The following is a 24,423-nucleotide window of genomic DNA, read 5'->3' on the forward strand; positions in this document are numbered from 1 at the left end:
TGTGTATTCACGAACATGCGAACCTTAAGACTCTGTAGAAGCTATCCGCTATGTGGTTAAGTTCTCAGACGGTCCACTGAATTCGCTTCTTGGGTCGCATCTAGCGGATCAAGGAAGCGAAAGCGGCCACAGTGTGAATTACGATGTTAGGTGGAATGCACTGAAATACTCACATAATTAATTCAATTTTCCCTTTAGGGCTCTACTCGAACTAATACCTCTTCCATAGTCATTTCTGGAGTTATAATTATCGTTTTGTTTAGGTTCCGACTTAAATCTTTTAGGAAGTTCATGAGTAAATCTATTTTTTTCTCTGAGTCTATCTGTATTGGTGAAATATCAAATTCAATAACGCTCCCTTCATAAAAATGCCCACAAATATCAATTTCACTATATTCAATAGTTATCCCAATACTTGCTTCTTTTTTTATTCTTAACAATTCAGTAATATCCCTAATTCTAGTTATTACCCCATCTATAGTCACTCGATAATTAATTTCATTACTTTCCAAATAATCAAAAATCAAAGCCCATACTTGGATCTCTGTATCCAATATATAAATGTCCCTTAGACTTCCATCTTTAAAGAATACTTCATTTAATACTTCATCGTAATTCATTCAGGCCTCCTAAACACTTCGCATTTCACCTAACGTTCTTATATCTACAAGCCCTCTCAGATTACGTTTCTGTATTCATGAACCCCTAAGGGGTTGTCTGCTGAAATTCCTCTCCGAAATCCACCTCGCAGACCCAGACTCCGTAAGGAGCCGCTGCTTGAATATGATGTTAGGCGATACCCTTGATCTCTTTTGAGTTCCTTAAAATAATCCCTATTACTACTGTATTTTAACTTCTCAAATCGACAACCATCGTGATTGATGAATCAACTTTCCCAACTTCTTTAAATCCGAATCTCTCGTAGAGTTTCATTGCCGCTGCATTGCTCGGATCAACACTGAGGGATAATTTTTTTATATTCCTCTTCCTAGCTTCTTTAAATAATTCATCCATTAAGGCCATTCCGATTTTTCTTCCCCTGTATTCTTTTAACAAAGCCATTCCTAGTTCGGGTACATCATTATCAATAAATCCAAATCCCTTATTATCCTCGTTAAAATATCGAACTGTTATTGATCCGACGGGTTCACCCTCATGGTTCATTGCTATAAATCCAAAATCCCCATCTCTTCCCCAACCTTCAATATACTTTGATATATAAGGGTCTTTTATTATCGCTTTATCGAATGGCTCTTGACCTTCTGGGACAAATAATGATTCATATAACATCTCCCATAAAAAAAACACATCATCTTCTATTATTGGTCGGATTCTGTATTGCATCATTGAAGTTACCTCATTTCTAGATTCTCAAAGGTTTCGCATAACGTTTCTTATTTTCCATAAAAGCCGTAGCTTGAATATTATGTTATGCAATTCCTCCATCCTCTCCGAATCAACGTTCCAAAGATTGGCTTGCTTCTGTTAATTCATCATTGGCCTCTAAATATTTCAATGTTTTTTCAATATCGTCGTGGTCCATTGTTTTCGTTATAATAAGATGTTTAATATTAAATCCTGGTGGTTCCATTTCTTTTTTAAAGTGATTTACTAATTTTTGAGGGGTTGTCACCAAACTCCATCGTTCACTTCCATCCGAAAAAGTAAGGGTCACCTCCACCAAATCAAACTCCTTTGGATCATCATCAAACTTCCATCTTTCTAAAAAAGGCACTTCTATATTTCCTTCAATAAAATGAGCTTTTGATATCCAAACTGCTTTTCCATGGTTTCCAATAATTCTATACTTGTCCCCATCTTCTTTTTTTACGATGTATTTATTGCCCCTTGTAAGTGCATGAGCATAAACGCCTATACTTATACAAGTTATGATTGGTCCCTCCATCAATTCACTTCCATACCGTATTTAATTTACTGAGGTTTCGCATAACGTTCCTGTATTCATGAACCCCAAGGGGGGTGTCTGCTGAGATTCCTCTTCGAAATCGACCTATCAGACCAAGGCTTCGTCAGTAGCCGCTGCTTGAATATGATGTTAAGCGATGTCATTGCCTTCCATGATTATTCTGACACATTTGTTCCAGTCTTTATCATCTGTATTGATTTCTCTTGTAGGCACTTTCGATTGTTTGGCTTGTTCTCTTAACATATTTTGTGTTTCCAATAATTCGTTTACTGACATTTTTACTACTTCAGGCTTGTTTATCCATTCACTTGGATTTCTGCTTATAATTCTTTCTTCAGCCATTTCAGGAGAATTTGTTAGCAATATGCACTCTGCACCTAGAGATACGAGTTTTTCTTCAATTGTCATGACTTCAATGTGGTCTGAGTTGGAGAAAGCTACCCTGTGATTAAGGTGGAATCTTTCTAAAACGTAAAATAGTCCTCTGGCCCTTCTTGATGCAGGCCCTAACTGTACAGCCCATTCATTGAGCTTTGTTAACATTTCTGTTCTTTCCTTCAGTAAGGTTAAATGCTCTTCTTGAGATAAACTTAAAAACTTCCCATGCTTGTTATTCAATATTTGTGTGTAATGTTCACCAAGAATAACTACACTTCTCTCTGCCGATTCATCCTGTGATTGGTACTGCTTAATAGCCCTCAATACCGATGTCTTACCAGCATTAGAAAATCCCTCAAGAATTACTCCTTTGATATGCATGCTTTTCCCTCTCTATACCCAGCAATGACTTCGCTTAACATTCCTGAAATCATGAACCCCTCAAGAGGTTGTCTTTGTCTGCCTGATCAAACCTCCCCGGAATGCCTCTTGCAGACCAAGGCCGTCAGGCTTGCAGCAATAATAGTTTGTTATGAGAATTTACATTGAGTTACCTACACATTATCTACTCAAATCTTCTAAAAGCCCTTTGATATTCTTTCTAAAATCTTCAACCTTCATTTTGTTTCCATAATGGTCTAATATGTCTTTAAATATCCCACTCTCGACACATAACTCAAAATCATTCAGTTGGTCAATTAATTCATTAATGACTTCACCTGATTCCATTTGTTTATAGAGCTCTGTATATTCTTTCAACATTTTTATATCTGAATCATAATTGCTATAAAACATTGCGAAAAAATGCTCTAATGTAACGTACTCTTCATCCTTTGTATTCAATGTTTGTCACCTCATAAAATGTAGTGTAACTCCTATTTGTCTTGATTTTTAATGTCCTTCGCAATTTCTCATAACGTTTCCGCATTCATGAACCCCAAAGGGGTTGTCTGCTTGAAATGCCTCCCCAAAATCCTCCTCGGTTAGGCAGTAAAGGGTTATCCGGCGAATATACTCTCCTGCTAATGAATCTACTTCTTCGAAACCGCTACTTTAAACTTCGGTCCGGACCAAGAAGTCATAGCCACACAGCGTTGAATATATTGTTATAGGATAGGGACGCCTACTGATATACTTACTGATATTCTTCAAATTTATATTTTGTTAATTTATTTATTTCAATTACTTGTTCTTTATTAAAATAGCCCATTAGGCAACCATGATCTAAAATTGAAATATACAATTTCATGGATTGTTCAGTCTTTATTAGTTCGTTAAATTTCTTGAATATCTCCATATCCAACCAATCATCATCTACTTTCATTTCCCATCTGATAAGTTCATTCATATATTCAAAAGAGACCCATGCAGTACCATTCTGAATATCTACGTAATCCGTTATATTATTTAAATCAAGTTTTGTCATATTCTCTAATCGTATTATTATTCTTGCATAGTCTCCATGGTCCTCAATACATTCAGTATCTAAATACCAAATTTCCTCAGATACATTTATAAATTCACCATTCACTTCAACTTCTCCACCTAAATTAAGTAGTAGCAAGTTGTAGGGATCTTCTTCATATTCATTTCTCGAAAATTCTTCCAAAAGTAATTCTTTCTTTAAATCTGCACTCATGAAGATGCCCAATTCAGAAAGTTTGTTTAGTTGATCTTCAAATATTATTTTCTTCTTCTTAAATAAACCAAACAACTTAAACACCTTCTTTTTATGGTTTGCGTCCCTTTTCTATAACGCTTGTATTCATGAGCTCCGTCAGGGGTTGTCTGCTGAAATGCCTTCTCGAAATCTATCTCGCAGACTTAGGCACCGTAAAAGTCGCTGCTTGAATATGATGTTAAGAGTGATGTCTTTGCCTTCTACAAATCAGTGTACATTATTATTTTTCTATTATTCTAAAAGTATTATTAATAACTCTTTCATAGTTTTCCCATTCAAAATTAAAAGGGACCTAGATTTATTGATTTGTTAACATGCTCCAATTTGAAATCCTTCCATATTACAATTTCTTCTTCCCTGTCAATTTTCACTGATATATACCACACTCTTCATCTCCACACCAAGGACATACAAGTATTGGATATCTATAATACATATGCTCATGTGGTTTCTTTAGCAAAAAGTATTGAATCATTTCTTTTTGGTGATCTTCGCTTCCCCATCCTAAGGATGGAACCATATCGTGCTTCTTGAGCATTTGGCAAAGTGATCTTCCATCAATAATTAAATCTGCAAATTTTGTGTTCTTATTCCCATCTTGCTCTGGGTCAAATTCATCATATCAGCTGGAAAGTTTAGTTTGTAGAGTATTTATCGTTGTCATTGGTTTCTCCTTGTTGATTATCATATATAGATTTCACTTAACGTTGATGTATTCACAAACCCTCACCGACTCAAAGGCCGAAGGCCTAGCGTGATGCGCTTAGTCGGTACAGGCTTGTCCTATCAGTCACTTCCTCTCCTAATGCTTTTTGGACCAAGGGTCGGCTTGCCTCGGCCCTTAGCGTTGAATGTAATGTTAGGTGAAGCATTGTAACTTCTTTGAATCTGCTTTAATTATTATTTTTCTGATTTGCTCGCTCTTTTATCGTTTTAATTACTCCTCTATATCTTTCTACATCATATTGAAAATTCAAGCCATGCGTAATCATTTTGCTCTTTAGATCATCAAATTTATGTATTAATTCTTCTAAAAAATCTATTATTTGATCCCAAGAGAAAGCAAATTTATTAGAAGTCTTAACGAATTGTTCCTTAAAAGGCGATTGCTCAGTTAACCAAAACAATCTATCATCCTCATGACTGACTTCAACATAGTATCCCCCACAACCAAATATACCGCAAGTACAAGTGAACATAGGATACTTTCCTGGACAAATTAATGATTTTAAAAATTCGTCTTCAACAAACACTTCATCTTCGTGCAACTTATTTCCGTTTATATATAAAGCTATCCTCCAATCAATAACATGGACCATTCGCCCATTGTGTCTTGTTATATTTTTGTATTCTTTTCTTATGTCAATTTCCATATCTACTGACAGTACATCAAGTTTATTTTTATCTACTTTTTTTAAGAAAATCTTCATCGCTCTCCCCGAACTTCATTGTATGATCACAATATTTCGCCCAACGTTTCTGTATTCATGACTCCCTCAGGGACTGTCTGTCTGCTCCTGCCTCTTCGAAATCCCTCTGGCAGACCAAGGCGACTGCAAGACCCGAAGCATGAATATTATGTTATATGATTATTACATCTTCTATGGAATACCTACAGTCCTTAATTCAGCTTCCATTATTGCAAAGTATACATCCATGGCAATTTAAATAGATGTTATGCTTTTCGCATTTGGGATACCCTCTTGGAATTGTAGGATTATCATCCCCCTCTTCAATTTCGGACCATTCTATATAATTGTCCATATCAACATCTTCTTTATTAAATACTTTAATCATTAAGCCAAATTGATTCAAACAATTAACAACCCAATCTTGACGTGGTTTATAGCTTAATTTGTCCCACCCTAAGCCATCTGCTGCATTTGAAATAGTATCTAGTATAAAATTTTTCTCGCTTTCAAAGGAGTCTATAGTCCAAGGCATTTCATCAATATCAAAACCAACTGTTCCTATTCCAACTACAGACTGATCCCTTTGTGCTAGCCAAATAATTAATTCTTTTTCTCGATTCGTTTTAGCTAGTACTGATCCACTAATAGCTAGAACTTCAATAAAGACTGATGTTAATCCATTTGACATACCTATGGGGTCAACTACATCATTTAATTGTTTTGGTAATGAAATGGTGTTCGCCATACTATCCTCCAACACTTTTCAACTTGGTTTATATGGTGATTTTCATCTAACACGCTTCTGTATTCATGAACCCCAAAAGGGCTGTCTGCTAAAATGCCTGCGAAATCCATCTCGCAGACCAAGGCTCCATTCGGGAGCCGCAACTTTAATATTATGTGATTCGATGTTTTTCCTTCGAAAACCTTATTGAACCGATATCTACAATTCTCTGTTTAAAATAAACTCAAAATCTTCATCAGATACTAAATGATTATCTTTTATAAATGTCTCTAACTCATTTAAATAATTATTACAGAGTTTGATATATCTATCTCGATATTGATCTTGAATCTTATTTGAATTGGTTTCTATATTAATGATTTCTTTACGTGCTCTTCTTAAAAACAAGATTGAACTTGTATAATTGTCACTTAGACATAAAGAAATTGAATTATTAATATAGCAAACCAAGCCATAGAATACAGAATTTCTTCTTAAGCCTGTCCATTGCTTGTGCATCTCTTCTGTATTTAGTTTTTTGGCTAACTCAAAGACATGAGAATTTAAAAACATATGATATTCCTCCATCTTTAAGCAGTTTTGCATAACGTTTCTGTATTCATGAACCCTGTCAGGGGTTGTCTGCTGAAGTGCCTCTTCGATATCCAGCTCGCAGACCAAGGTTCCATAGGAGCTAACAAAACATAACTTCTTCGATTCACTTACAAAATCAGCCCTTTATCATCCTCGCCTTCGAGCTATTTATAATTCTAAATCAACTATCTATCAGCAATTCTCTTAATCCTAGACAAAATTGCTTCGCATGAAAATGCCAACATTTATTTGTAATCATAATCCCTTAATAATAGTTCTTGAACAATTTTTCTACTGTCCTTTATTCTTAGAATTTGCTTCGGTTTATCATATATCCAACCAAGCTTTATACAATATTCAATTAATATGGATTTTATTAAAGGTCTATATAAGTTAATGTAATAACATTCTTTCCAGTCGAACGAAATTTCAATAAAAGAAGTTTTATACTTTCTTGGATAAGCTCTAAACAATACCTCATAAGGTTTCTCGTAAACAATGCAAATGAATTGATAATGTCTAACAATGATTGGGATTGCTTTTTTTTGAAATACTTTCATCATTCACCTCAACATTACTTTATCAGCAACTATGTCTAATAACGTTCTTGTGCTCCTGAACCCGAGAAGCTTAAAGAAGCGTAGCGACTGGCTAGCTTCGGTTCATAGCCTCGCAGGATTGTCTACCTGACTTTCACTTTCAGGAAAACGATGTTATGTGATACCTCTAGTTCTTATTTAATATATTCTTCAATCCTTGTTTAATATTATTTGATATACCTTTAATATAAAGGGCTTTTTTTCTATATTGTCATAATATCCTTCAATGGGTAACCCCACATGAAATGGAGAATTCAAAAAAGCTAATATCATGTCATCCATATGCTCTATTATCTCAAGATCACATTGAAATGGGAGTTTCTTATGTAAATCAGATATTAAATTAAATCTCAACTGACATGCCAACTGATCAAACCACAAATAAAAAATCATTCCATGGTTCAGAGTAGAACCTATTATTTGATCTCGTCTATTCTGGATTACTCTATTAAAAAAATCTCTGTAGTCTTTTAAAGTCAATGCCTTTTTTAGTTCTATATTGGAAGAAATACACCACATATTATTAGCACTCTCTTCATCCAAATCGTATTCTGAACTACCAATAAAAATTGTATCTGTAATTATGTTTTCTAGATCTTTAAAATAAAGCTCTTTATTATTCATGCTTCGATTCACTCCACTTAAAATGCTTTTTACATTGATTTACTCAACATCAATTTTGGTTCAACTTCTTTGTCAGTATTATTTCCAGAGGTTCGTTCTCAAGCATTAAACATCCAGCATCTCTATATCCAAGCTTCCTATAAAAATGTTGAGCTTCTTCATTTGAAAGTGTTGAGGTCATAACCATTTCAAATCCTTTTTGTTTCATTAATTCCTCCCAATAGTGGACAACTTTTTTACCAATACCTGTTCCTCTATACTCCTCATCTATCCATATCATATTCATAAATGGTGTGTTGTCCCAAAAAAATCCGTATCTCATCCAACCTATTTCTTGATTGGATTCTCTAATTATTAGAATTTCATTTTCTTTTATTTTTGGTCTTATAAGTGTCTTATGTATGTGCTTGTCTCTTAACGAGATATACTCATAATCTGATTCAATCGCAAAATCAATCTTCATTGTAGATCCTCCCATTTCACTTTCATTGAATATCTTCTTGGTAACACATAGTACTGATGTCTCATAATGTTTGTACATTACATAAGTTTATAAAGTCTTTTCAAAAATGTATAAGTCACCTTCTTCTCTAACTTTAGTAAACCCACACTTTGAATAGAAGTGATGATTCTTCACACTCCATCTAGGAGTATCCAGCCACCATTCAGTGCTGTCTGGAAATTTACCTTCAATTTTCTCCATCACCTTCGTTCCGATTCCTTGATTTTTAAAATTTGGATTAATAAAGATTCTTCCTAGATTATGCACTTGATTACATTCTACGAATATCATTGCTCCACCGATTATTTTTCCATTAAAGAGTACCTTGAAATATTCGCAATTTTGCATCATCTCTTCTTGCCAACTTATGGAGTCATATCCTATTGGCCCAACGATTTCGTTGTTATTAAAATGCTTTGATTCATCCTCAAAACTGGCCTTTTGTATTTCAGCAAGTTTATGTGCATCATTTTCTCTAGCTTTTTCTAGTGTCAGCACCCAACATACCTCCATTGTCTTTTTATTTTTTCTGGGGTTGTCTGCTGAAATCCCTCTTCGAACTCCATCCCAACAGGCCAAAGCTCCGTGAGGATTCGATGCTTGAATATTATGTTATCAGAAGTTACCGAACTTCTTCACTATGCATTCAAAATCAATCTGCAAATTTTTTTATCAGCGAATTTTCTTATATGGTCTTTTTTCATTTTGTAGTTTGATTATTAGTTCATATGCATCTCTTTCACTTTTCTGAGCTTTTAGTGACTCTTCTTCTGTTATTTCTATTTCTATCATTTGAATCACTATTCCACCAGCATCAAAAATAATGAATATTCCCCCATCTCTTCGAATTATATTAATCCCATAATTGGCAAAGAGTATATTCATAAAGTGACCTCCAGTTCTTTCGCGTTCTTTATACTATAGCTTTTAGTACTTTTGAGATCTTATTATTATGTTTTAGTAATTCAAGAATTTCTAATAACGTTTGTGTATAAAGCCTCTAAATTAGAGGCTCATATGGACGATGTTCGTTCGTTTCCCTCGACACCACAATTCAGCAATTTCCAAAATTGTTCAACTATGACCGATGCCGGATACGGCATCGAACGGGTAATCCACCATTCCAATACCCCCACTGCCGCTGAAATTAAAAATTGCACCGTAATGTCCCTGTTCATATCCTGATCGAGGTTGATCGAATCCAGATGCTCGCACAGACTTTGCCGGAACATTGTCTCTATTTGGTTTCGAAAAACCGTACTTCCCTTGTTCGTCAGCATTATAGAGTAGAATGAAGCATGCTGCTCCAAATATTCAAACGTACGCAGTAGTGCGGTTTTGGAAGGGAGATGAAAGAAGTTATCTTCAGACATACAATTGCGTAGTAACTCTTTAATTTGAGCTTCCATGCATTGATCGCGCAGATCGTACTTATCAGCGAAATGCAAATAAACCGTTCCGCGATTGACATTCGCTTCCTCCGCAATTTGATTGATCGTAATTCTCTCGAATTCCTTTTCTGACATCAGCCTCATAAAAGCATCAATAATGGCTTGCCTCGATTTTTGAATACGCCTGTCCATATCCTTCTCCCCTTTGTACCATCCGAAAAAATGAACATTTCGAAGTCCTCTGTTGAAAAATCAACAACCACGCTTGTTTTAACCATTGAACCCCATTTACCGCTCTGTTACATTCACTTTATAAAATTTAGGTTGATGATTCAACATATGTTCAATTTTAGAGGAGCTGTAATCATGAAATCTATTGTTTTACAATGTTTGGATAATTTAATTTACATTGAATTAGGAGGGTTTAAAAATTGAAACTTACAGGAAACACGATTTTTATTACAGGCGGCGGTTCGGGAATTGGACGTGCGTTAGCAGAAGCTCTCCACAATCTTGGAAACAAAGTTATTATCTCCGGTCGACGTAAAGAGCGTCTGGAGGAGACGATCAAAGCGAATCCCGGCATGTCCGCAGTGGAATTGAATGTACAAGATCCTGCCAGCATAGAGGCGGCCGCCAAGCAGTTAATCGAAGAATACCCGGATGTTAATGTCTTGATTAACAACGCCGGCATCATACAGCCCGATGACGCGGCGGGCGTGATCGATGAGGATGTTTTGATTTCGACTGTCACTACAAACTTGCTAGGTCCCATTCGGTTGACTTCTGCATTCATCGAGCATTTGAAGTCCAAAGAAGAAGCGGTTGTCATCAACACGACTTCAATACTCGGATTTGTACCATTAGCAACAACTGCTGTATACTCCGCGACGAAAGCAGCACTTCATACCTATACGCTGTCCCAAAGGTACATGCTTAAAGACACATCGGTCAAAGTAATAGAAATCGTGCCCCCATGGGTTCAAAGCAACAACGATGAACCGCGTGCGATGCCACTTGCTTCATTCATTGATGCAACAATAAAGATACTTGGTACAGATACAGACGAAGTTCTGGTGGAAGAAGCGAAAATGTTTCGAAATAACCCTGGCCCGAACGAAGGTGTTTTTGTGACCCAGCTTAACGATACGATGAATTCTGAACCTCCAAAGATTCATTGATCCACCTGTAATTCAATTTTCAAAAGTTTAAGCGAACATGAAGTAGACACTCAGCTCCGTCTACTTCATGTTCATTTTATTGTAACTTGCTCGTGAAGTAAGAAAAAGCGCCAAGCGGTCACACCCATGTTTACCTCTTAAATAATTACGTTGATTTCACATAATGTAGGGAATTCCCGAAGTTCAAACAGCCCTTTGTTAGGTGATGTCAGGGACATCCTCGATTTACTAAAAAAATGTTTTCATGATCTTACTTCATTTAAAAATCTTGTTATTATCGGTAGGTCGGGAGGACTTATTTGATTAGGTATCTTGTTTAAATCAAAAAATCGTATATCTTGTACTTCAGCTTCATCACCTTTCATTATTCCACTGTATTCTTTACATATATAAGCTGCAACTACGTTATATACTTCATCTCCATGAGGATATCGATAGTAAAGTTCCGGGCCTGAAAATATATCAAGTAATTCTAACTCTTCAGCTTCTAAGCCTACCTCTTCAAAAAGTTCCCGGCTTGCAACCTCCTTCATATTCTCACCAGGCTCCATTGAACCTCCTGGTAATCCCCATAGACCATTGTCAGTTCTCTGTTGCAATAATAATCGTCCCTCATCATCTATGAGAATCACACATGCTCCTGCCATAATTATAGGTCGGGTACCTACTAACTCTCTTAATTCTCTTATGTAATTCAATATCTTCACGCCCCTTTGAGATCCTCCAACAGACCAAAGCTCCGTTAGGAGCCACTGCTAGAATTTGACGTTATACGACGGATTCACTTCTTGAGTCTGCCCTCACTATTGATGGTCTCCAGGTAGATATTCAATCAAATCAGATAATTTACAGTTAAATGTATCGCAAAGCTTGAATAAAGTTTCCAGCTTTGTTGTTTCTATATTTATTTCCCTATATAGCTTATTGATTGAATTCCGACTCAATCCCGATTTCGCCATCAGTTCTGTTATATCATCTATTCGATGTTCTGCCATGAGTTCCCTTATATTGCACTTGATTACGGTCATCTTTTCCCCTCCATAATTCTATCTTATCTCCCATATCAGTAATCATCAACGAAAAGCAAAGATTTAACTCTACAAAGTCAAATATTCACCTTGTAATTAACTCTATAAGGTTATGTAATAACTCTATGAAATTAATTAAAGGAGGAAAAACATATGATTAATACATTAGAATCATTGACAGAGCCACTTATAAGAATACGTTTAGAATTACTCTTTGCTGAGCTTCTGGAGTACCATATGGAGTACAATCAGCTTTCTTCGGAGACAGATCGATACTTTAGAACACTTAGTGAAGCGTTACCCGATCAACTTCAACATACGGTTTTTCTGTACGAAGATGCTCAAATTTCTCTCCAATCCATCTTAGAAAGAAGCATCTACATACAAGGTTTCAAAGACGCTCTACAACTCTTTAGCGAATTGAAAAATTCTAACATCTAGAGGATCATATGATCCTCTTTTCTGTTGTTTGATTCTGTCGTTTAACGTTCCCGTATTCACGACGCCCAGCGAATGCTGGGTGTGTCCGGCTGTCCCCGCTTCCCCGAAATCCTCCTGCCGGACCGAGGGCGTATGCCCGATGCGTGAATATAATGTTATCTGATGTCAGCCCTCCTTAGAGCCACTAACTCACTTATTTTGGGCTTCTTCAGTAATTTTAAAGTTTTCTTGCTTTGATAACAAAGGTTACAGGAAACATCTTCGCTCTTTTTACGAAATCATTATTTTTATCGTGCAATTGTATGATTTCATTCTCGGTTTCTTCAATCATTTGTTCAATAACAAACCCTGCTTTCGCCAACGCATTTATATAGGTTGATAGTTTACGGTCAGATAAGGTTAGCGCGCCTTGACAAAAATCAGGAGATACCGAATACCAAGATTCATCGAAATAACACTTGTTAAAAGCAAATCTATTATTTTCTTCAACAACACATTTGTGTATAGGATGAGACCAACTGAAAATAAAAACGCAGTCTTTTTTTAAATAAGAAGCAATTCGACAAAAAGTGCCTTCTAGGTCGGTTGTCCAGCCTATGGTGTAAATCGAATAAACAAAGTCAAAATAATCTACAGGTATGTCACATTCTTCTTCCATGGGAGAACAGATCAATTTTGCCGAAAGACCACACGCCGTCAAATGTTGTTTTGCCTTCTCAATTTGTTTTTCTGATATATCCATCCCCCATAGTTCAGATGCTTTTCGATCCCCCTGATATTGCAAGGATTGACCATTTCCACAGCCTATCTCTAACATCTTTTTTCCTGAGACATCGCCAAAAAGTTGGCATTTTTCTTCTGAGACAAATGCTCCATAAAAAGGAAGTACGATTGCTCCTAAAAAGTCATTTCCTTTTGTATCCCAATAGAAGCTGTTTGTTTCATAAACACTATGCTTGTTCATCCTGTGACCTCCTCAAATATAAATTTTGTTCGCTGCTCAGGTGTTTACCTATTAGTCATTTATTAGGTTTAGTTAATTTATCTGAAATAAAGTAAGCAGCAATAAATGAAAGAATAAAATTAGTTGTAACATTATCTGGTGTCCATCCAAAGGTGTTCACCTCATTACTTAAGTGTCTATGATTTTAGCTGATTTCAGATAACGTTCTTGTATTCATGACCCAGCGCATGCTGGATGTCCGGCGACTGCCGGACCGAGGACGAATGTCCGATGCATGAATATTATGTTATCTGCTGTTTCTCTCTTCTTTGACTAAACAGTAAGCAAGTCTTTTAACGACCATTCATTATCATTTCCGTCTTTTGAAACAAACCAAATATGAGTGTATTTTTCTGGCTTGTATATTGCATTTTTATTTCTAAGAAAATCACTCATTCCGAATATAGGAGAAGCGTTCCTAATTAAAAGCGCTATTGGATATGCAGCATCATACTTCTCTATCTTTTTTTCCTTCTGTTTCAGTAGTTCATTAAGAACCTGCATATAGCTTGCTGAATTTTCTAATCCATGCATTTCCTCAGCCGATCTTCCAAATAACATTTTAGCTTCGGCGGCATCGTAGAATAGGTGAGTTACTTCTAGACCTACTAATCCATCTTTTATGCTCTTTAAGATATAATCTGGACGCTCACGTCTCTCTATTACTTCTAAGTGATCTTCGCGATTTAAATTATATAAATCTACAAAGATGCTAACGGCAGCTTCTTCTAAGGCAGATTTTTCATCATCATGATTTTTCATTACTTCTCCCTCCCTAAATGTATTTGAGAAATTGCAGATAACGTTCTCGCATTCACGACGTTCAAGCGGCTTAAGGCACGTAGTGCCGGGTGGCTCTGCCACTTAGCCGGTAAATGTGTCCGGTGAATCAGCTCCTCCGAAATCCCTCTCCCGGACCAAGGGTCGAGCTTGTCTCGACCCGCTGCGTTGAATGCAATGTTATAAGATGTTGGCGCCTTCTTCGATTTCTCTATCTAGATCCTTTGATGCTTCAATTATTACTGAGTCTAATTTATTCAACCACTCGGTGTATTCTTGAGAGTCTGCTTCCATAGGTTCCTTTCTCAATTCCTTACATTTCAATAAATGTTCCTTCCAATCAGAGGTAATATGTCTTAGTCCCCAATCAGCAGCTTGGCTTTTTGAAAATATTATTTCCTCACGTAACCAACCTATGAATTTTGCAGCTAATAGCAACCAATCTATTGAATGTAAACTTCCACCCTTGCCATGTTCCTTCATACATAGAGAAAATTCTATAAGAAATCCTTTTATTTCTTCCTTTGTGATCTCAGGAAAAATATGTTCCTGTAAATCTCCGTATATTAAAAGTCCTTGTTTCTTAATTGAATACATTGTGAATGTATCGAGTTGATTCTTCTCCCACATCCGTTCTCCTCTCGTTCCCCACCACAATGCTCGTCCCTGTTCGCCGAAAATCAACTTATATGGTAAAAATGCACCTTCCAACATATCGGTATATAGATCTACCAATACATTTCTATATATGACCCTCTGTTCATTCAATCTCGTGATCTCTTCCATAGTAATATTCTCAGAAAGCAAAGCTAAAAAATCCAAATCTCCATAACCAGGACTCAAATCGTTATGTAACGATGAACCATATATGTAAACACTAGTTAATTTATCCCCGAATATAGCTCGTATATCCTGAATGAAAATACGAAGAGTTTCTTGAAGTTTTTCATCTTTAAAGTGTTTCTTCAATGTGTCATCTCTCCTTTGGTTTTTTAACGTTTTGCGCCATTTTCTTATAACGTTTCTGTATTCATGAACCCTAAAGGGGTTGTCTGCTGAAATTCCTCTCCGAAACCCTTCTCACAGACCCAGGCTCCAAAGGAGCCGCAGCTTGAATATTATGTTATGCGTTGTTACTGCCATCTTTGAACTCCTTACAATTACCCTCTTTCTTATATGTCTTTCCATTTCTCTCTTCTTATTAGGTTTTCGATTTGGGATGCATGGTGTTTGTTGTGCCAAATAAATCTTTGTATAGCTGTCTCTAATGTAATTATTCCTAATACTTCAGTCTGTATAGTCCGTTTATAGTCTTCTATACTAAGTTCATTCAGCAACACCAAAAAGCGATGATGCAATACTTCAATAAGTGATAGCGAATTCTCTACGGGCAACTTCTTGTAATCAATTAATTCTCCCCACAGATCTTCTCTATATGTATTTGCTAATGGATTATTTTCAGTTAATCCTCTTTTAAATCTTAGGTACGCATTCATATCATTATCAGCTAAGTGATGTATGACCTGCCTTACTGTCCAACCATTCGGCCGATACGGAGTCTCCAATTGGTATTGTTCGAGACCACTCAGCAATGTATTTAATCGCTTAATTAGTTCAGGAATTTGTTTAATAAGATTTATTATTTCATCATTTGAAAGATTGTTTTTGGGTTGAAATTGACCAATCGGATATTTGATTTGATCCATTGTATTTCTCCTTTCTTCTTTAGAATTGTAGTAATTACGCGTAACGTTCTTGTATTCACGACGTCCCACCACCTTAACCCCGAAGGGCGGCCGCGATGCGGTTAGGTGGTCCGGATGTGTCGGGCCGAATATGCTTCCCCGCTACTGAGATGCCTCTGCGAATAACATCGTACTTCTGCCGGACCGAGGGCCGGATGGACCGAAGCTTGAATATGGTGTTATACGCTGCCCTTGCCCTCTTAAGTGACTATCATATTGTTCTTTATTCATTCTATTACGAGGTAATTATCAATGTGTTGATCTTTAAATACGGTTTTATTGTTCGTTACTGCATCTATCAATCTTTCTACTGTAAAATTTGAAATCGGTCTTGGTAAATTATCAATATCAAAAAATCCATATTCATCTATTTCTTTATTATCAACTTCTATGCGACCAACATATCCATCTGACTTAAAAGTATAAATGTATCCATTCCGATGAGACATAAAATAGATACCTGATAAATCCATTTCATTGACTTCAATATTGACTTCTTCCTTCAGTTCTCTTCTTGCACCATCCCATACTGATTCCCCTTCTTCTACTACTCCGCCTGGTACAGACCATTGTTTCTTTCCATATGTTTGATGAACCAATAGCACTCTATTATGCTCATCAATAATGATAATTCCTGAGGCATCATGGGATCGCTTCATTTTGTACCTCTTTCCTTTTATTTACTCTAGCAAGGGTTGCGTATAACGTTTCTGTATTCACGAACCCAGCACTGCCTTAAGGTAGTGCTGGGTTGTCGCATAGATTCACTTCTTTGCCACTGAATTATCTACATAGTGAAATTGCTTCAATGACTTCGGGCAACCAAGGGGCGGCGCAGCCGACCCACAGCGTGAATACTTTGTTATCTGATTGACCGGTCCCACTTCTTCAAATAGAGACAGGACCTCGGCCCACATGATATTTATCTAATTTCCGATTTACCCACCGATCATTTACTGATTCAGTACACAAGGGTCGTTTGAATTTTCCCATATATTAGTTCTCAAGTATTTTTTCCATTATCACATTTCCATCATTGTCCTCAACTACTTTATATTTTAGTTTATTATATAGATTGTAGGCTGGTTCATTGAATTTAAATACACTAAGTCTGAGTTTTCTAATTCCTTTATCTTTGGCATTCTTCTCAATCAATTTCATAGTTTTAAATCCATATCCCTTATTTCTGTAATTTTGCATAACCAAAAAATCACAAATGAATCCTGATGTATTCTCTTTTTCATACCAAATAAAACCAATTTTTTCTAAACTATGATTTATCATTACATATAAGAAATTATTTTTTGTTGATAAACCCATCGGAAGTAGTTCATTGAATTCTTTTTCAGCACATTTATAAGCATCTTTATCGCTACTCATTTTAGATTTGATTAAATCTTTTGCATAGTCATTAACAGACCACTCTTTAAATTGTTCAAATTCCTTTTCTGACATATTTCGAATCTTTATCATTTATTAACCCCTATTCATTTAAATTTGAATTCCTTGTTCCTATTTTTCTACAAAACATGTTTGAGTTGTACAAAAAGAAAATCCTCTAAATAATTTTGTACATCAGGCAACAGGACGTTGCAAACGAATTACTTTCAAAGTTTTTGGGGCCGATCTTTCAGATAACGTTTGTGTATCTACGAACCCTCACCACCTTAAGGACCGTAGGTCCGGCCGCGATGCGGTTAGGTGGTGCAGGGTTGTCTGGTGAATAGGCTTCCTCGAAATCCCTCTTGCAGACCAAGGCCGTCAGGCCGCAGCGTATATACGGTGTTAACTGATGTTGCGGCCTCCTTCGAAATAATCAATACTCTGGTCTTTAAATAGTTCTTTCAATTCCCTTGATGTTTCACTAATAAAGATCTTAATAATTTCTGCTTTAAAATAGATAGGTGCTATATGAGGTTCATTCTTTAGATCTTGCAGCCATCTCACCTTACTATCCCTATACTGATTGACTTCAAGCTGCGTAATGTAAGGATTTATTGTATAGCCCTTGGCTTTTAAGAGTTTTGTAAACAGTTTTTCAGTACTTTCCATTGATCTTAAGAGATCAAATTCTACTTGGCTAACTTCAAGGTTATATGTCTTTCTAATATCATTCTTTTCGCCTTTGTAGTTTTTCTCAAAATCGAAATAGACGGTATCTGTCCACCTTAAATCTGTATAAATATGTGAAAAGTAACCTATAACAAAGTCCTTCCATTCTGGCCCCGCTTGCTTCAGTAAATATTCCTTGCACTTCTCCATGATCAATTCCTTGGCTGGTAATTTATCGTTATGTACGAGATGAGTCACACCTTTTTCTTCCCTGGATACCTTCCCTCTCATATGAATCGCATCCGGAGCAATACTGCCTAATAAAAAATTGGGTGAGGGGTCATTAATAGAAAGGTTTTCTGAGATTGCAAAGTGTACCATAGGCCAAGGCAAATTAATTCCTCCTTTGATATTTCCTTCAATCATGAACTTGCCGGAATTTCAATTAACGTTCCCGCATTCACGACGTTCAAGCAGCTTAAGGACCGTAGGTCCGGGTGGCTCTGCCACTTAGCTGGTTGAATGTGTCCGGTGAATTGACCTCCCTGAAATGCCCCTTCCGGACCATGGGTCGAGCTTGTCTCGGCCCGCAGCGTTGAATGCGATGTTAGGCGATGCTCTCGACTTCTTCAAAATACCTTCAATTTATATTGTTAATTATATAATTCAGTGCCTTCAAATGTGTTTTTGATAAACCGTTTTTGTTCTTTAGTTTTTCAATTGTCTCACTCTCACTATGCATCGGTCTTTGAAGCTCACTTCTAGCGCTCACATAGTCTCTACTAATATAAAAATTACATGTTACAATACTTGCATTATTCGCTAGAACATAATCAATTATCTTTAACAATTTTTCAGGATTCCTTGTTATTGTTTTAAAAGAATCAGTAAAGAAGATTGGATAACCTTCGCTTATTGCTTTAAGCACATTTGACAAATAAGGGTCAATATTAGGATCCATACCACTCAAGACTACTGTATTCTTCTTAAAATATTGGTCAATTCTTAATAAATTATCAGATTTCTGTTTCGAATTCTTAACTATGCTTTTGTTAGTCTTGTCATCAATAATCGAATATTTCTTATTTTGAAAAACGATTTTTCCTAATTCTTTTATAATGCCCCATGCTAGTGGATATGAAGACATTAGCTTACCGTAAACATCATTATCAGTAATAACACTTTTTGAGACTGTACTAATATCAATACAACAGAAATACTTTATTGCATCAGAGGTAAACTTTCTGATATCTCGTTCAGGAATAATTGTCTTCTGCAGCCCCATTAACTTTGCGGCTTCATTAGTGCTCGCAAGATCCTCTATTAGACTATTTCTAATAGTCAATACAACAAGACATCGAATTTCTATGTCTTCAGGAGGCTGATAATAATGTGCTTCCTCAACACTCGTAACTAACAACGCTCTTCTATTATCACAATTATTCCAGTTATTAAATAAAGACAAGAGCCGGGTCTTTATATCAAGTCCTACTCTTTCAATGATGTCTTTATTCATTTCATATTGTTCAAATCGTGGGAACAATACATTCTGTAGATAGTTATCAATAACTTCCATGTAATTCACTCTTTCAGTTAATATTTTTGAGAGTTTCGCCTAACATTCCTGTATTCATGAACCCCGAAGGGTTGTCTGCTGAAATGCTTCCCTGAAATCCTTTCTCGCAAACCAAGGCTCCAAAGGAGCCGCTGCTTGAATACTATGTTAGGCGATACTAACGGCATCTTCGAATAAATTTACCAGTTCTTCGTAAGTCTTTTTATTCTTTCTTTGACAAAATTCACAAGTACCTTGATTCAAATCCGATGATAATTTCAGTTAGCTTGCGGAGAATAGCCTTTTATTTGTTTTTTGATCGTTTCTATAAAAACCTTCAACAATTTCTCCTAACGCTCTTTAACAACACGGACTCGAGCGAGTGCGGTTCTAATAATGCCATTCTGACGTCCCATAATGTTCCATGGACATTCTAATTAATTCATTCCAAAAATCTTCCAAATCACTAAATAGACGGTTTGTGTTTACTAATTCAATCAATTGTGAAATATAACTACTAAAGCTCAGTTCATCTGCATTGAAGGACTTCATAAATCTCAATTTATCTATTTCGCTATCAGTAATACCGAGTTTTTTGACTTCTTCTACCGTTTCGAAAACATGACTAACCCAAAGCAGGGAATAGAACGATTTATACATACTCCTCCCTTTGATATTGGATTTTATTAATATTTCTCTGTAAATTTTCCTGATTGCGTCGAATATATATGCCGAATCAGGTAACTCATCTATTTCTTTTCTGACATACTTCGAAGTTTGAATATATCCACCCTCTACATCAATTACATTAGAAGGTCGGTATATAGCTCTGTCTCTTACATAACAAAGCTTTTCATAAAGCCCTTTAATACTTTCATTTGGTTTATTTTCATCAGCAAATATAAAGTTGTTATAAAGTATTCTAAATACCTCATCCAATTTTTCACTTTCTTCTCTTAAACAATCACAATATTCTTTAACGTCAGTATGTGTTATCAGTGTTGAAAGGTCTTGTTCAAGTAATTTAAACTCATTCCATACATTTGGTAATTCGGAGGGATCTGATAAATCATTAAAATTGACTCCAAGATTTACAATACCGTTCGAGCATAACCTTTTGGGAACTTTTAAGTTAAAACGCTCATCTAATAACATTAACGAAATAAATAAATGATACACCGAGTAGTAAGTCAAAACTGCCCTACTAATTCTTAATCCCCCAGCACTCTCTACATCTTTAACTGATTCAAGTGCCCTTAATTCTGATAAACCAATAAGAATTTTATGAAATGAAAGTGCAGAACATGAACACAAATAAACCATATTGGTGATATTAGTTCTATCCAAATAATTGAATTTCCCACTTTGTATATATGTAAGTTCTTCTTTCATTTACCTGTCTCCTTATATAACGTTTTGGTCTTCTAAAATCTATCTAACAAATCTCACAGCTTTTATACCAGCCATCTTCTCATTTTTATAGTTTTTCAAGAGTTTCGCCTAACGTTCCTGTATTCACGACCCAGCATATGCTGGGTGTCCGGCGCATGCCGGGCCAAGGACGAATGTCCGCAGCGTGAATATTATGTTATGTGATGTCTGCTTCTTCTTCGAACTACTTAGACAGCTTGTTTGATTTCTTTGCCATGCTTTTAAACTCTTCATATTTCTCTTTAGCAGCTTTAATTTTACTTTCCACTACATAAGGAGCATCATCTGAAAAACTGGGTAGTTTCTCATTTATGTAATCGTATAATGATTTTTTCTCAGCAGTCGTCGGAATTATCGGCGCAACAGGTATAGGTAGTGGCTTATCTTCTACTTCTATTCCTTCATGCAAATCAGCCATCCCAAAAGAAAGAAAATTATGAATAGCTCTTTTTCTATCTTCTTCTGTCTGTTTATAATTTCCGTCCGAATCTAAATGGAATCTATCAAATTCCACCATAAGTAGTTTATGCGGCTTCCTGTCTTTATTCCTGTAATATAAGATCACTTCAAGTACTTCCTCACCTGCTAATTGAGGAACAAATTTATGCTTATGATCTTTAGGTCGGGCGATCTTTATAACTTTGCCTGCACGAGATACAAATAAATATCTGCTTTGAATCATCTATCTCACTCTTTCTCTCTTATTTAAGCTGATTTCACATAACGTTTCTGTATTCATGAACCCCGTAGGGGTTGTCTGCTGAAATGCCTCTCCGAAATCCTTCCCGCAGACCAAGGCTCCAAAGGAGCCGCTGCTTGAATATTATGTTATACGATGGAATCTTCTACGATTAACCAACATTCATTCTTGATTCTAATCTGTCATTGTTCTGCTATATGTTCCAATAAATCTCCTGGCTGACAACCTAAAGCCGCACATAATTTATCAATCACTTCTAACGATACATATTCGTTTGTATTGAGTTTCGCCATTGTAGCAGACGAAATACCCGTCATTTTCAATAAATCCTGCTTCTTAATCTCCCTGTCGATCAATAATTTTTGAAAAGGCTTATAACTAATCATCTGATATTCCTTTCACACATCAAGTGAATTTTTCTTTAATTATATGAAAGTATATTTTCTTTATCAAAAACATCTTCAACATGTATTGACTTGATTATTTGACATGATAAAATTATATTTAATAAGTTGAACTTTTATTCATAAAATCAAATACATTGGATGGTGTTCAAAATGCATAATTCTTTAGAAGTCTTACTTGATTCACTGATTCAGACTCGAATTGAATCTTTATATGGCAAGCTTATCAAAAACAATCCCAGCTATAACCAGTTCTCATCCGAACGGAATCTCTACTTCAAGCAGTTACATGAAGGAGTACCGGAGAATATACAGAAGACCCTATTTCTTTACGATGATGCTGAGCTTTCTGTTCAAGCTATTTTAGAACGTGAAATTTATTTGCAAGGTTTTAAGGACGCTCTTCACCTGCATAACGAATTACATATATCTTTAAATTGAGAGCCTTCTGGCTCTTTTTCATTTGGATTCTGTCGTATAACGTTGTTGTATTCCTGAACCCGAGAGGCTTAAGGTCCGTCAGGACCGGGTGGCTCCGCCACTTAGCCTCGCAGAGTTGTCTGCCTGACTCCACTTCACTGGAAAACCTCGGGCAGACCAAGGTTCGGCGTAGTCATTCACAGCGGGAATACGTTGTTATACAAAGTCACTTAATTCACCGAATTTACTTTCAAAATCCTAAAATCAAAACACTATCCTTATTTGATATCTCTTAAAATCGTTCTTCGAGACCTTATTCCTTGATTAAATTCTTTGTCATTATTATATCTCTACCAAAATCTTCAGACTCTATTATTTCTAATGCATGGTATCCAAGCTTCTCATAAAATCCTTGTGCCGTAATGCTACTAGGAAGCTTAAGTGATGTAGTCCCGGAATCAAGAGCTATTCGTTCAATAAAATCAATCAGAACTCTACCAATTCCCTTATTGTGGTGGTGAATATCAATAAAGACTGTGTAAATGGTATCTTGATCAAGGCTTGCAGTACCGATTATCTTATTACCTTCAACTACAACATATACTTTTCTGATTTTTGATATCGAAGATATATATTCTGAGGTGAAGATTCTACTCATATTCTTTATTATCTTTTCTGGATAATCTTTGATGTTTACGTTTATTAAATTTTCTCTGATAATGCTTGATACCATTCCGGAATCATCGTCAATAAAATCCCGAATCAATAAATTAGTATTCAATAATCTCACCTCTTATTAGAATAGAATTAAATGTTTGGGTGGTTTCGTATTAACGTCTTATTTACGAACTTCAGAAAAAATGTTCTCTTCGTCATATTCACGAACTTCGTGAATCCTGCACTTTGTTCCTGATTTCCGCACTTTCTGCGTTTCAATCCTCCTGCCCGCTCATCCGATCCAACGGACTTTGAATCCGCACAATGTCCCGCCTGCTCACATGTGTATACCGCTCCGTCGTTCGCACACTCTGATGCCCTAGCAGTTCCTGAATATAGCGAAGATCAATCCCATTCTCCAGCAAGTGGGTCGCAAAGGAATGCCTTAGCGAATGGATACTCACCTGTTTGCGAATGTCCGCTTCAGCCAGCGCTTTTTCAAACACTTTCTGCGCTGAACGTTCCGTCAGGTGGCGGCCTTCCCTCTGCCCTGGAAACAGCCAGTCTTCTGGCCGCTCCCCCCTATATACTGCTCGACCACCGTAAAAGCCGCTTCGGAGAGCAGCGTTTGCCGTTCCTTCCTGCCCTTTCCCTGACGAACTTTCAGTACTTTCCGTTCACGGTCGCAGTCTTCAAGACGCAACCTCACCACTTCGCTTACCCGCAGCCCGGATGTATACGTCAGGTACAGAATAGCCTTATGCTTTGGATTTTTCACTACTTTCAACAGACGCATGACCTCATTCAGGGACAGCACATCCGGTAGTTTACTCTCCTTTTTCGGACGAACATAGGCGGAGGATTTGGGCTGCTTTAGCACATGGCGAAAATAAAATTTCAACGCACTGATCGCTTGGTTAACATAAGCGTGCGAAAGGCCTTTTTCGAGCAGCGCCAACGCATATTTTTGCACCGTCGCATCATTTATGCTTGCTTCGGTCCCTTGCAATCTTGCAAAAAAGCGTTCCGTTTGCGATATGTATGCTTTAATCGTCTTGCTGCTGTAGCCCCTTGCCACCAATGCATCGCGCATTTCTTGCCGCTGATCCGGGTTCCATTCGCCTCGTTCCGAAGAAGAGGGAACCGCATTAGCCTGCGTATCCCGTCGATTGTTTTTTCATCCCGATAAAGTAG

At 36.6% G+C, this 24,423-nt stretch carries 31 protein-coding genes and 2 pseudogenes; 3 read left to right on the top strand and 30 right to left on the bottom strand.

Annotated features, from left to right (window positions below; translation table 11 throughout):
• Positions 1-194: 194 nt before the first annotated feature.
• The 15 genes and pseudogenes from AOU00_RS04830 to AOU00_RS04900 form a co-directional block, all read right to left on the bottom strand.
• On the bottom strand, positions 195-620 hold the full coding sequence (locus AOU00_RS04830) for a hypothetical protein (protein WP_061829683.1): 426 nt from the start codon (positions 618-620) through the stop codon (positions 195-197).
• Positions 621-849: 229 nt separating this feature from the next.
• Complete coding sequence (locus tag AOU00_RS04835) at positions 850-1,347, bottom strand: GNAT family N-acetyltransferase (RefSeq protein WP_023989595.1); 498 nt, start codon at positions 1,345-1,347, stop codon at positions 850-852.
• Between the two features lie 109 nt (positions 1,348-1,456).
• Positions 1,457-1,906 (bottom strand): hypothetical protein, encoded by a 450-nt coding sequence (locus tag AOU00_RS04840; RefSeq protein ID WP_061829682.1) that lies wholly within the window; start codon positions 1,904-1,906, stop codon positions 1,457-1,459.
• 150 nt (positions 1,907-2,056) lie between these two features.
• Positions 2,057-2,686, bottom strand: coding sequence for a hypothetical protein (locus AOU00_RS04845; RefSeq protein WP_061829681.1), 630 nt, complete (start codon positions 2,684-2,686; stop codon positions 2,057-2,059).
• A gap of 180 nt (positions 2,687-2,866) precedes the next feature.
• Entirely contained in the window at positions 2,867-3,148 is a 282-nt protein-coding gene (locus tag AOU00_RS04850) for a hypothetical protein (RefSeq protein ID WP_061829680.1), read from the bottom strand.
• Positions 3,149-3,440: 292 nt separating this feature from the next.
• Positions 3,441-4,028 (bottom strand): hypothetical protein, encoded by a 588-nt coding sequence (locus tag AOU00_RS04855; protein ID WP_237166277.1) that lies wholly within the window; start codon positions 4,026-4,028, stop codon positions 3,441-3,443.
• Between the two features lie 178 nt (positions 4,029-4,206).
• Positions 4,207-4,650: pseudogene (locus tag AOU00_RS26945) on the bottom strand (oxidoreductase).
• Between the two features lie 229 nt (positions 4,651-4,879).
• Complete coding sequence (locus AOU00_RS04860) at positions 4,880-5,416, bottom strand: hypothetical protein (RefSeq protein ID WP_069290062.1); 537 nt, start codon at positions 5,414-5,416, stop codon at positions 4,880-4,882.
• 196 nt (positions 5,417-5,612) lie between these two features.
• Positions 5,613-6,143 (bottom strand): hypothetical protein, encoded by a 531-nt coding sequence (locus tag AOU00_RS04865; protein ID WP_069290063.1) that lies wholly within the window; start codon positions 6,141-6,143, stop codon positions 5,613-5,615.
• 198 nt (positions 6,144-6,341) lie between these two features.
• On the bottom strand, positions 6,342-6,695 hold the full coding sequence (locus AOU00_RS04870) for a hypothetical protein (protein WP_069290064.1): 354 nt from the start codon (positions 6,693-6,695) through the stop codon (positions 6,342-6,344).
• Positions 6,696-7,465: 770 nt separating this feature from the next.
• Complete coding sequence (locus tag AOU00_RS04880) at positions 7,466-7,939, bottom strand: hypothetical protein (protein ID WP_069290066.1); 474 nt, start codon at positions 7,937-7,939, stop codon at positions 7,466-7,468.
• Positions 7,940-7,988: 49 nt separating this feature from the next.
• Positions 7,989-8,402 (bottom strand): GNAT family N-acetyltransferase, encoded by a 414-nt coding sequence (locus AOU00_RS04885; RefSeq protein WP_069290067.1) that lies wholly within the window; start codon positions 8,400-8,402, stop codon positions 7,989-7,991.
• Between the two features lie 87 nt (positions 8,403-8,489).
• The gene (locus AOU00_RS04890) at positions 8,490-8,939 is read right to left on the bottom strand and encodes a GNAT family N-acetyltransferase (RefSeq protein WP_069290068.1); all 450 of its coding nucleotides are present in this window, start codon (positions 8,937-8,939) and stop codon (positions 8,490-8,492) included.
• Positions 8,940-9,113: 174 nt separating this feature from the next.
• A complete protein-coding gene (locus AOU00_RS04895; RefSeq protein WP_069290069.1) occupies positions 9,114-9,326 on the bottom strand; it encodes a hypothetical protein in 213 nt (70 codons plus the stop codon).
• Between the two features lie 128 nt (positions 9,327-9,454).
• Positions 9,455-10,024, bottom strand: a complete 570-nt coding sequence (locus AOU00_RS04900; protein WP_069290070.1) for a TetR/AcrR family transcriptional regulator — start codon at positions 10,022-10,024, stop codon at positions 9,455-9,457.
• A 239-nt stretch (positions 10,025-10,263) separates the two neighbouring features.
• Here AOU00_RS04900 and AOU00_RS04905 point away from each other — a divergent pair, with 239 nt between their 5' ends.
• Complete coding sequence (locus tag AOU00_RS04905; protein ID WP_069290071.1) at positions 10,264-11,013, top strand: SDR family oxidoreductase; 750 nt, start codon at positions 10,264-10,266, stop codon at positions 11,011-11,013.
• 242 nt (positions 11,014-11,255) lie between these two features.
• On the opposite strand, the gene AOU00_RS04910 is transcribed toward AOU00_RS04905, so the two are convergent.
• Both AOU00_RS04910 and AOU00_RS04915 read right to left on the bottom strand, forming a co-directional pair.
• Positions 11,256-11,711: an NUDIX hydrolase gene (locus AOU00_RS04910; RefSeq protein ID WP_069292004.1), complete on the bottom strand. Its 456-nt coding sequence runs from the start codon at positions 11,709-11,711 to the stop codon at positions 11,256-11,258.
• A 105-nt stretch (positions 11,712-11,816) separates the two neighbouring features.
• The gene (locus tag AOU00_RS04915; RefSeq protein ID WP_061829674.1) at positions 11,817-12,041 is read right to left on the bottom strand and encodes a helix-turn-helix domain-containing protein; all 225 of its coding nucleotides are present in this window, start codon (positions 12,039-12,041) and stop codon (positions 11,817-11,819) included.
• 153 nt (positions 12,042-12,194) lie between these two features.
• Here AOU00_RS04915 and AOU00_RS04920 point away from each other — a divergent pair, with 153 nt between their 5' ends.
• Complete coding sequence (locus AOU00_RS04920) at positions 12,195-12,482, top strand: hypothetical protein (protein WP_061829673.1); 288 nt, start codon at positions 12,195-12,197, stop codon at positions 12,480-12,482.
• Between the two features lie 217 nt (positions 12,483-12,699).
• On the opposite strand, the gene AOU00_RS04925 is transcribed toward AOU00_RS04920, so the two are convergent.
• The 11 genes from AOU00_RS04925 to AOU00_RS04975 all read right to left on the bottom strand — a co-directional run bounded on the left by AOU00_RS04925 (position 12,700) and on the right by AOU00_RS04975 (position 22,134).
• Positions 12,700-13,446: a class I SAM-dependent methyltransferase gene (locus tag AOU00_RS04925; RefSeq protein ID WP_061829672.1), complete on the bottom strand. Its 747-nt coding sequence runs from the start codon at positions 13,444-13,446 to the stop codon at positions 12,700-12,702.
• 312 nt (positions 13,447-13,758) lie between these two features.
• Positions 13,759-14,247: a hypothetical protein gene (locus AOU00_RS04930; RefSeq protein WP_061829671.1), complete on the bottom strand. Its 489-nt coding sequence runs from the start codon at positions 14,245-14,247 to the stop codon at positions 13,759-13,761.
• A 198-nt stretch (positions 14,248-14,445) separates the two neighbouring features.
• Entirely contained in the window at positions 14,446-15,234 is a 789-nt protein-coding gene (locus AOU00_RS04935) for an aminoglycoside adenylyltransferase domain-containing protein (protein ID WP_061829670.1), read from the bottom strand.
• Between the two features lie 203 nt (positions 15,235-15,437).
• Positions 15,438-15,971 carry a YfiT family bacillithiol transferase gene (locus AOU00_RS04940; protein WP_061829669.1) on the bottom strand — a complete coding sequence of 178 codons (534 nt, stop codon included), beginning with the start codon at positions 15,969-15,971 and terminating at the stop codon, positions 15,438-15,440.
• Positions 15,972-16,237: 266 nt separating this feature from the next.
• Positions 16,238-16,669, bottom strand: a complete 432-nt coding sequence (locus AOU00_RS04945; RefSeq protein ID WP_061829668.1) for an NUDIX domain-containing protein — start codon at positions 16,667-16,669, stop codon at positions 16,238-16,240.
• A gap of 337 nt (positions 16,670-17,006) precedes the next feature.
• Complete coding sequence (locus AOU00_RS04950; protein ID WP_172828264.1) at positions 17,007-17,465, bottom strand: GNAT family N-acetyltransferase; 459 nt, start codon at positions 17,463-17,465, stop codon at positions 17,007-17,009.
• A 330-nt stretch (positions 17,466-17,795) separates the two neighbouring features.
• Positions 17,796-18,488, bottom strand: a complete 693-nt coding sequence (locus AOU00_RS04955) for a hypothetical protein (RefSeq protein WP_237166279.1) — start codon at positions 18,486-18,488, stop codon at positions 17,796-17,798.
• 214 nt (positions 18,489-18,702) lie between these two features.
• Positions 18,703-19,638 (bottom strand): hypothetical protein, encoded by a 936-nt coding sequence (locus tag AOU00_RS04960; protein WP_069290072.1) that lies wholly within the window; start codon positions 19,636-19,638, stop codon positions 18,703-18,705.
• Between the two features lie 369 nt (positions 19,639-20,007).
• Positions 20,008-21,009, bottom strand: a complete 1,002-nt coding sequence (locus tag AOU00_RS04965) for a hypothetical protein (RefSeq protein ID WP_069290073.1) — start codon at positions 21,007-21,009, stop codon at positions 20,008-20,010.
• A 223-nt stretch (positions 21,010-21,232) separates the two neighbouring features.
• Positions 21,233-21,730, bottom strand: a complete 498-nt coding sequence (locus AOU00_RS04970) for a hypothetical protein (protein ID WP_069290074.1) — start codon at positions 21,728-21,730, stop codon at positions 21,233-21,235.
• 200 nt (positions 21,731-21,930) lie between these two features.
• Positions 21,931-22,134 carry a helix-turn-helix domain-containing protein gene (locus tag AOU00_RS04975; RefSeq protein WP_010345194.1) on the bottom strand — a complete coding sequence of 68 codons (204 nt, stop codon included), beginning with the start codon at positions 22,132-22,134 and terminating at the stop codon, positions 21,931-21,933.
• Positions 22,135-22,305: 171 nt separating this feature from the next.
• Here AOU00_RS04975 and AOU00_RS26530 point away from each other — a divergent pair, with 171 nt between their 5' ends.
• Positions 22,306-22,593, top strand: coding sequence for a hypothetical protein (locus AOU00_RS26530; RefSeq protein ID WP_061829662.1), 288 nt, complete (start codon positions 22,306-22,308; stop codon positions 22,591-22,593).
• Positions 22,594-22,885: 292 nt separating this feature from the next.
• On the opposite strand, the gene AOU00_RS04985 is transcribed toward AOU00_RS26530, so the two are convergent.
• Positions 22,886-23,353: a GNAT family N-acetyltransferase gene (locus tag AOU00_RS04985; protein ID WP_061829661.1), complete on the bottom strand. Its 468-nt coding sequence runs from the start codon at positions 23,351-23,353 to the stop codon at positions 22,886-22,888.
• Positions 23,354-23,504: 151 nt separating this feature from the next.
• Positions 23,505-24,322, bottom strand: a pseudogene (gene xerA / locus AOU00_RS26950) (site-specific tyrosine recombinase/integron integrase).
• Between the last annotated feature and the right edge of the window lie 101 nt (positions 24,323-24,423).

Origin of the sequence: Paenibacillus polymyxa, from assembly GCF_001719045.1 — a bacterium.
Taxonomy (GTDB): domain Bacteria; phylum Bacillota; class Bacilli; order Paenibacillales; family Paenibacillaceae; genus Paenibacillus; species Paenibacillus polymyxa_B.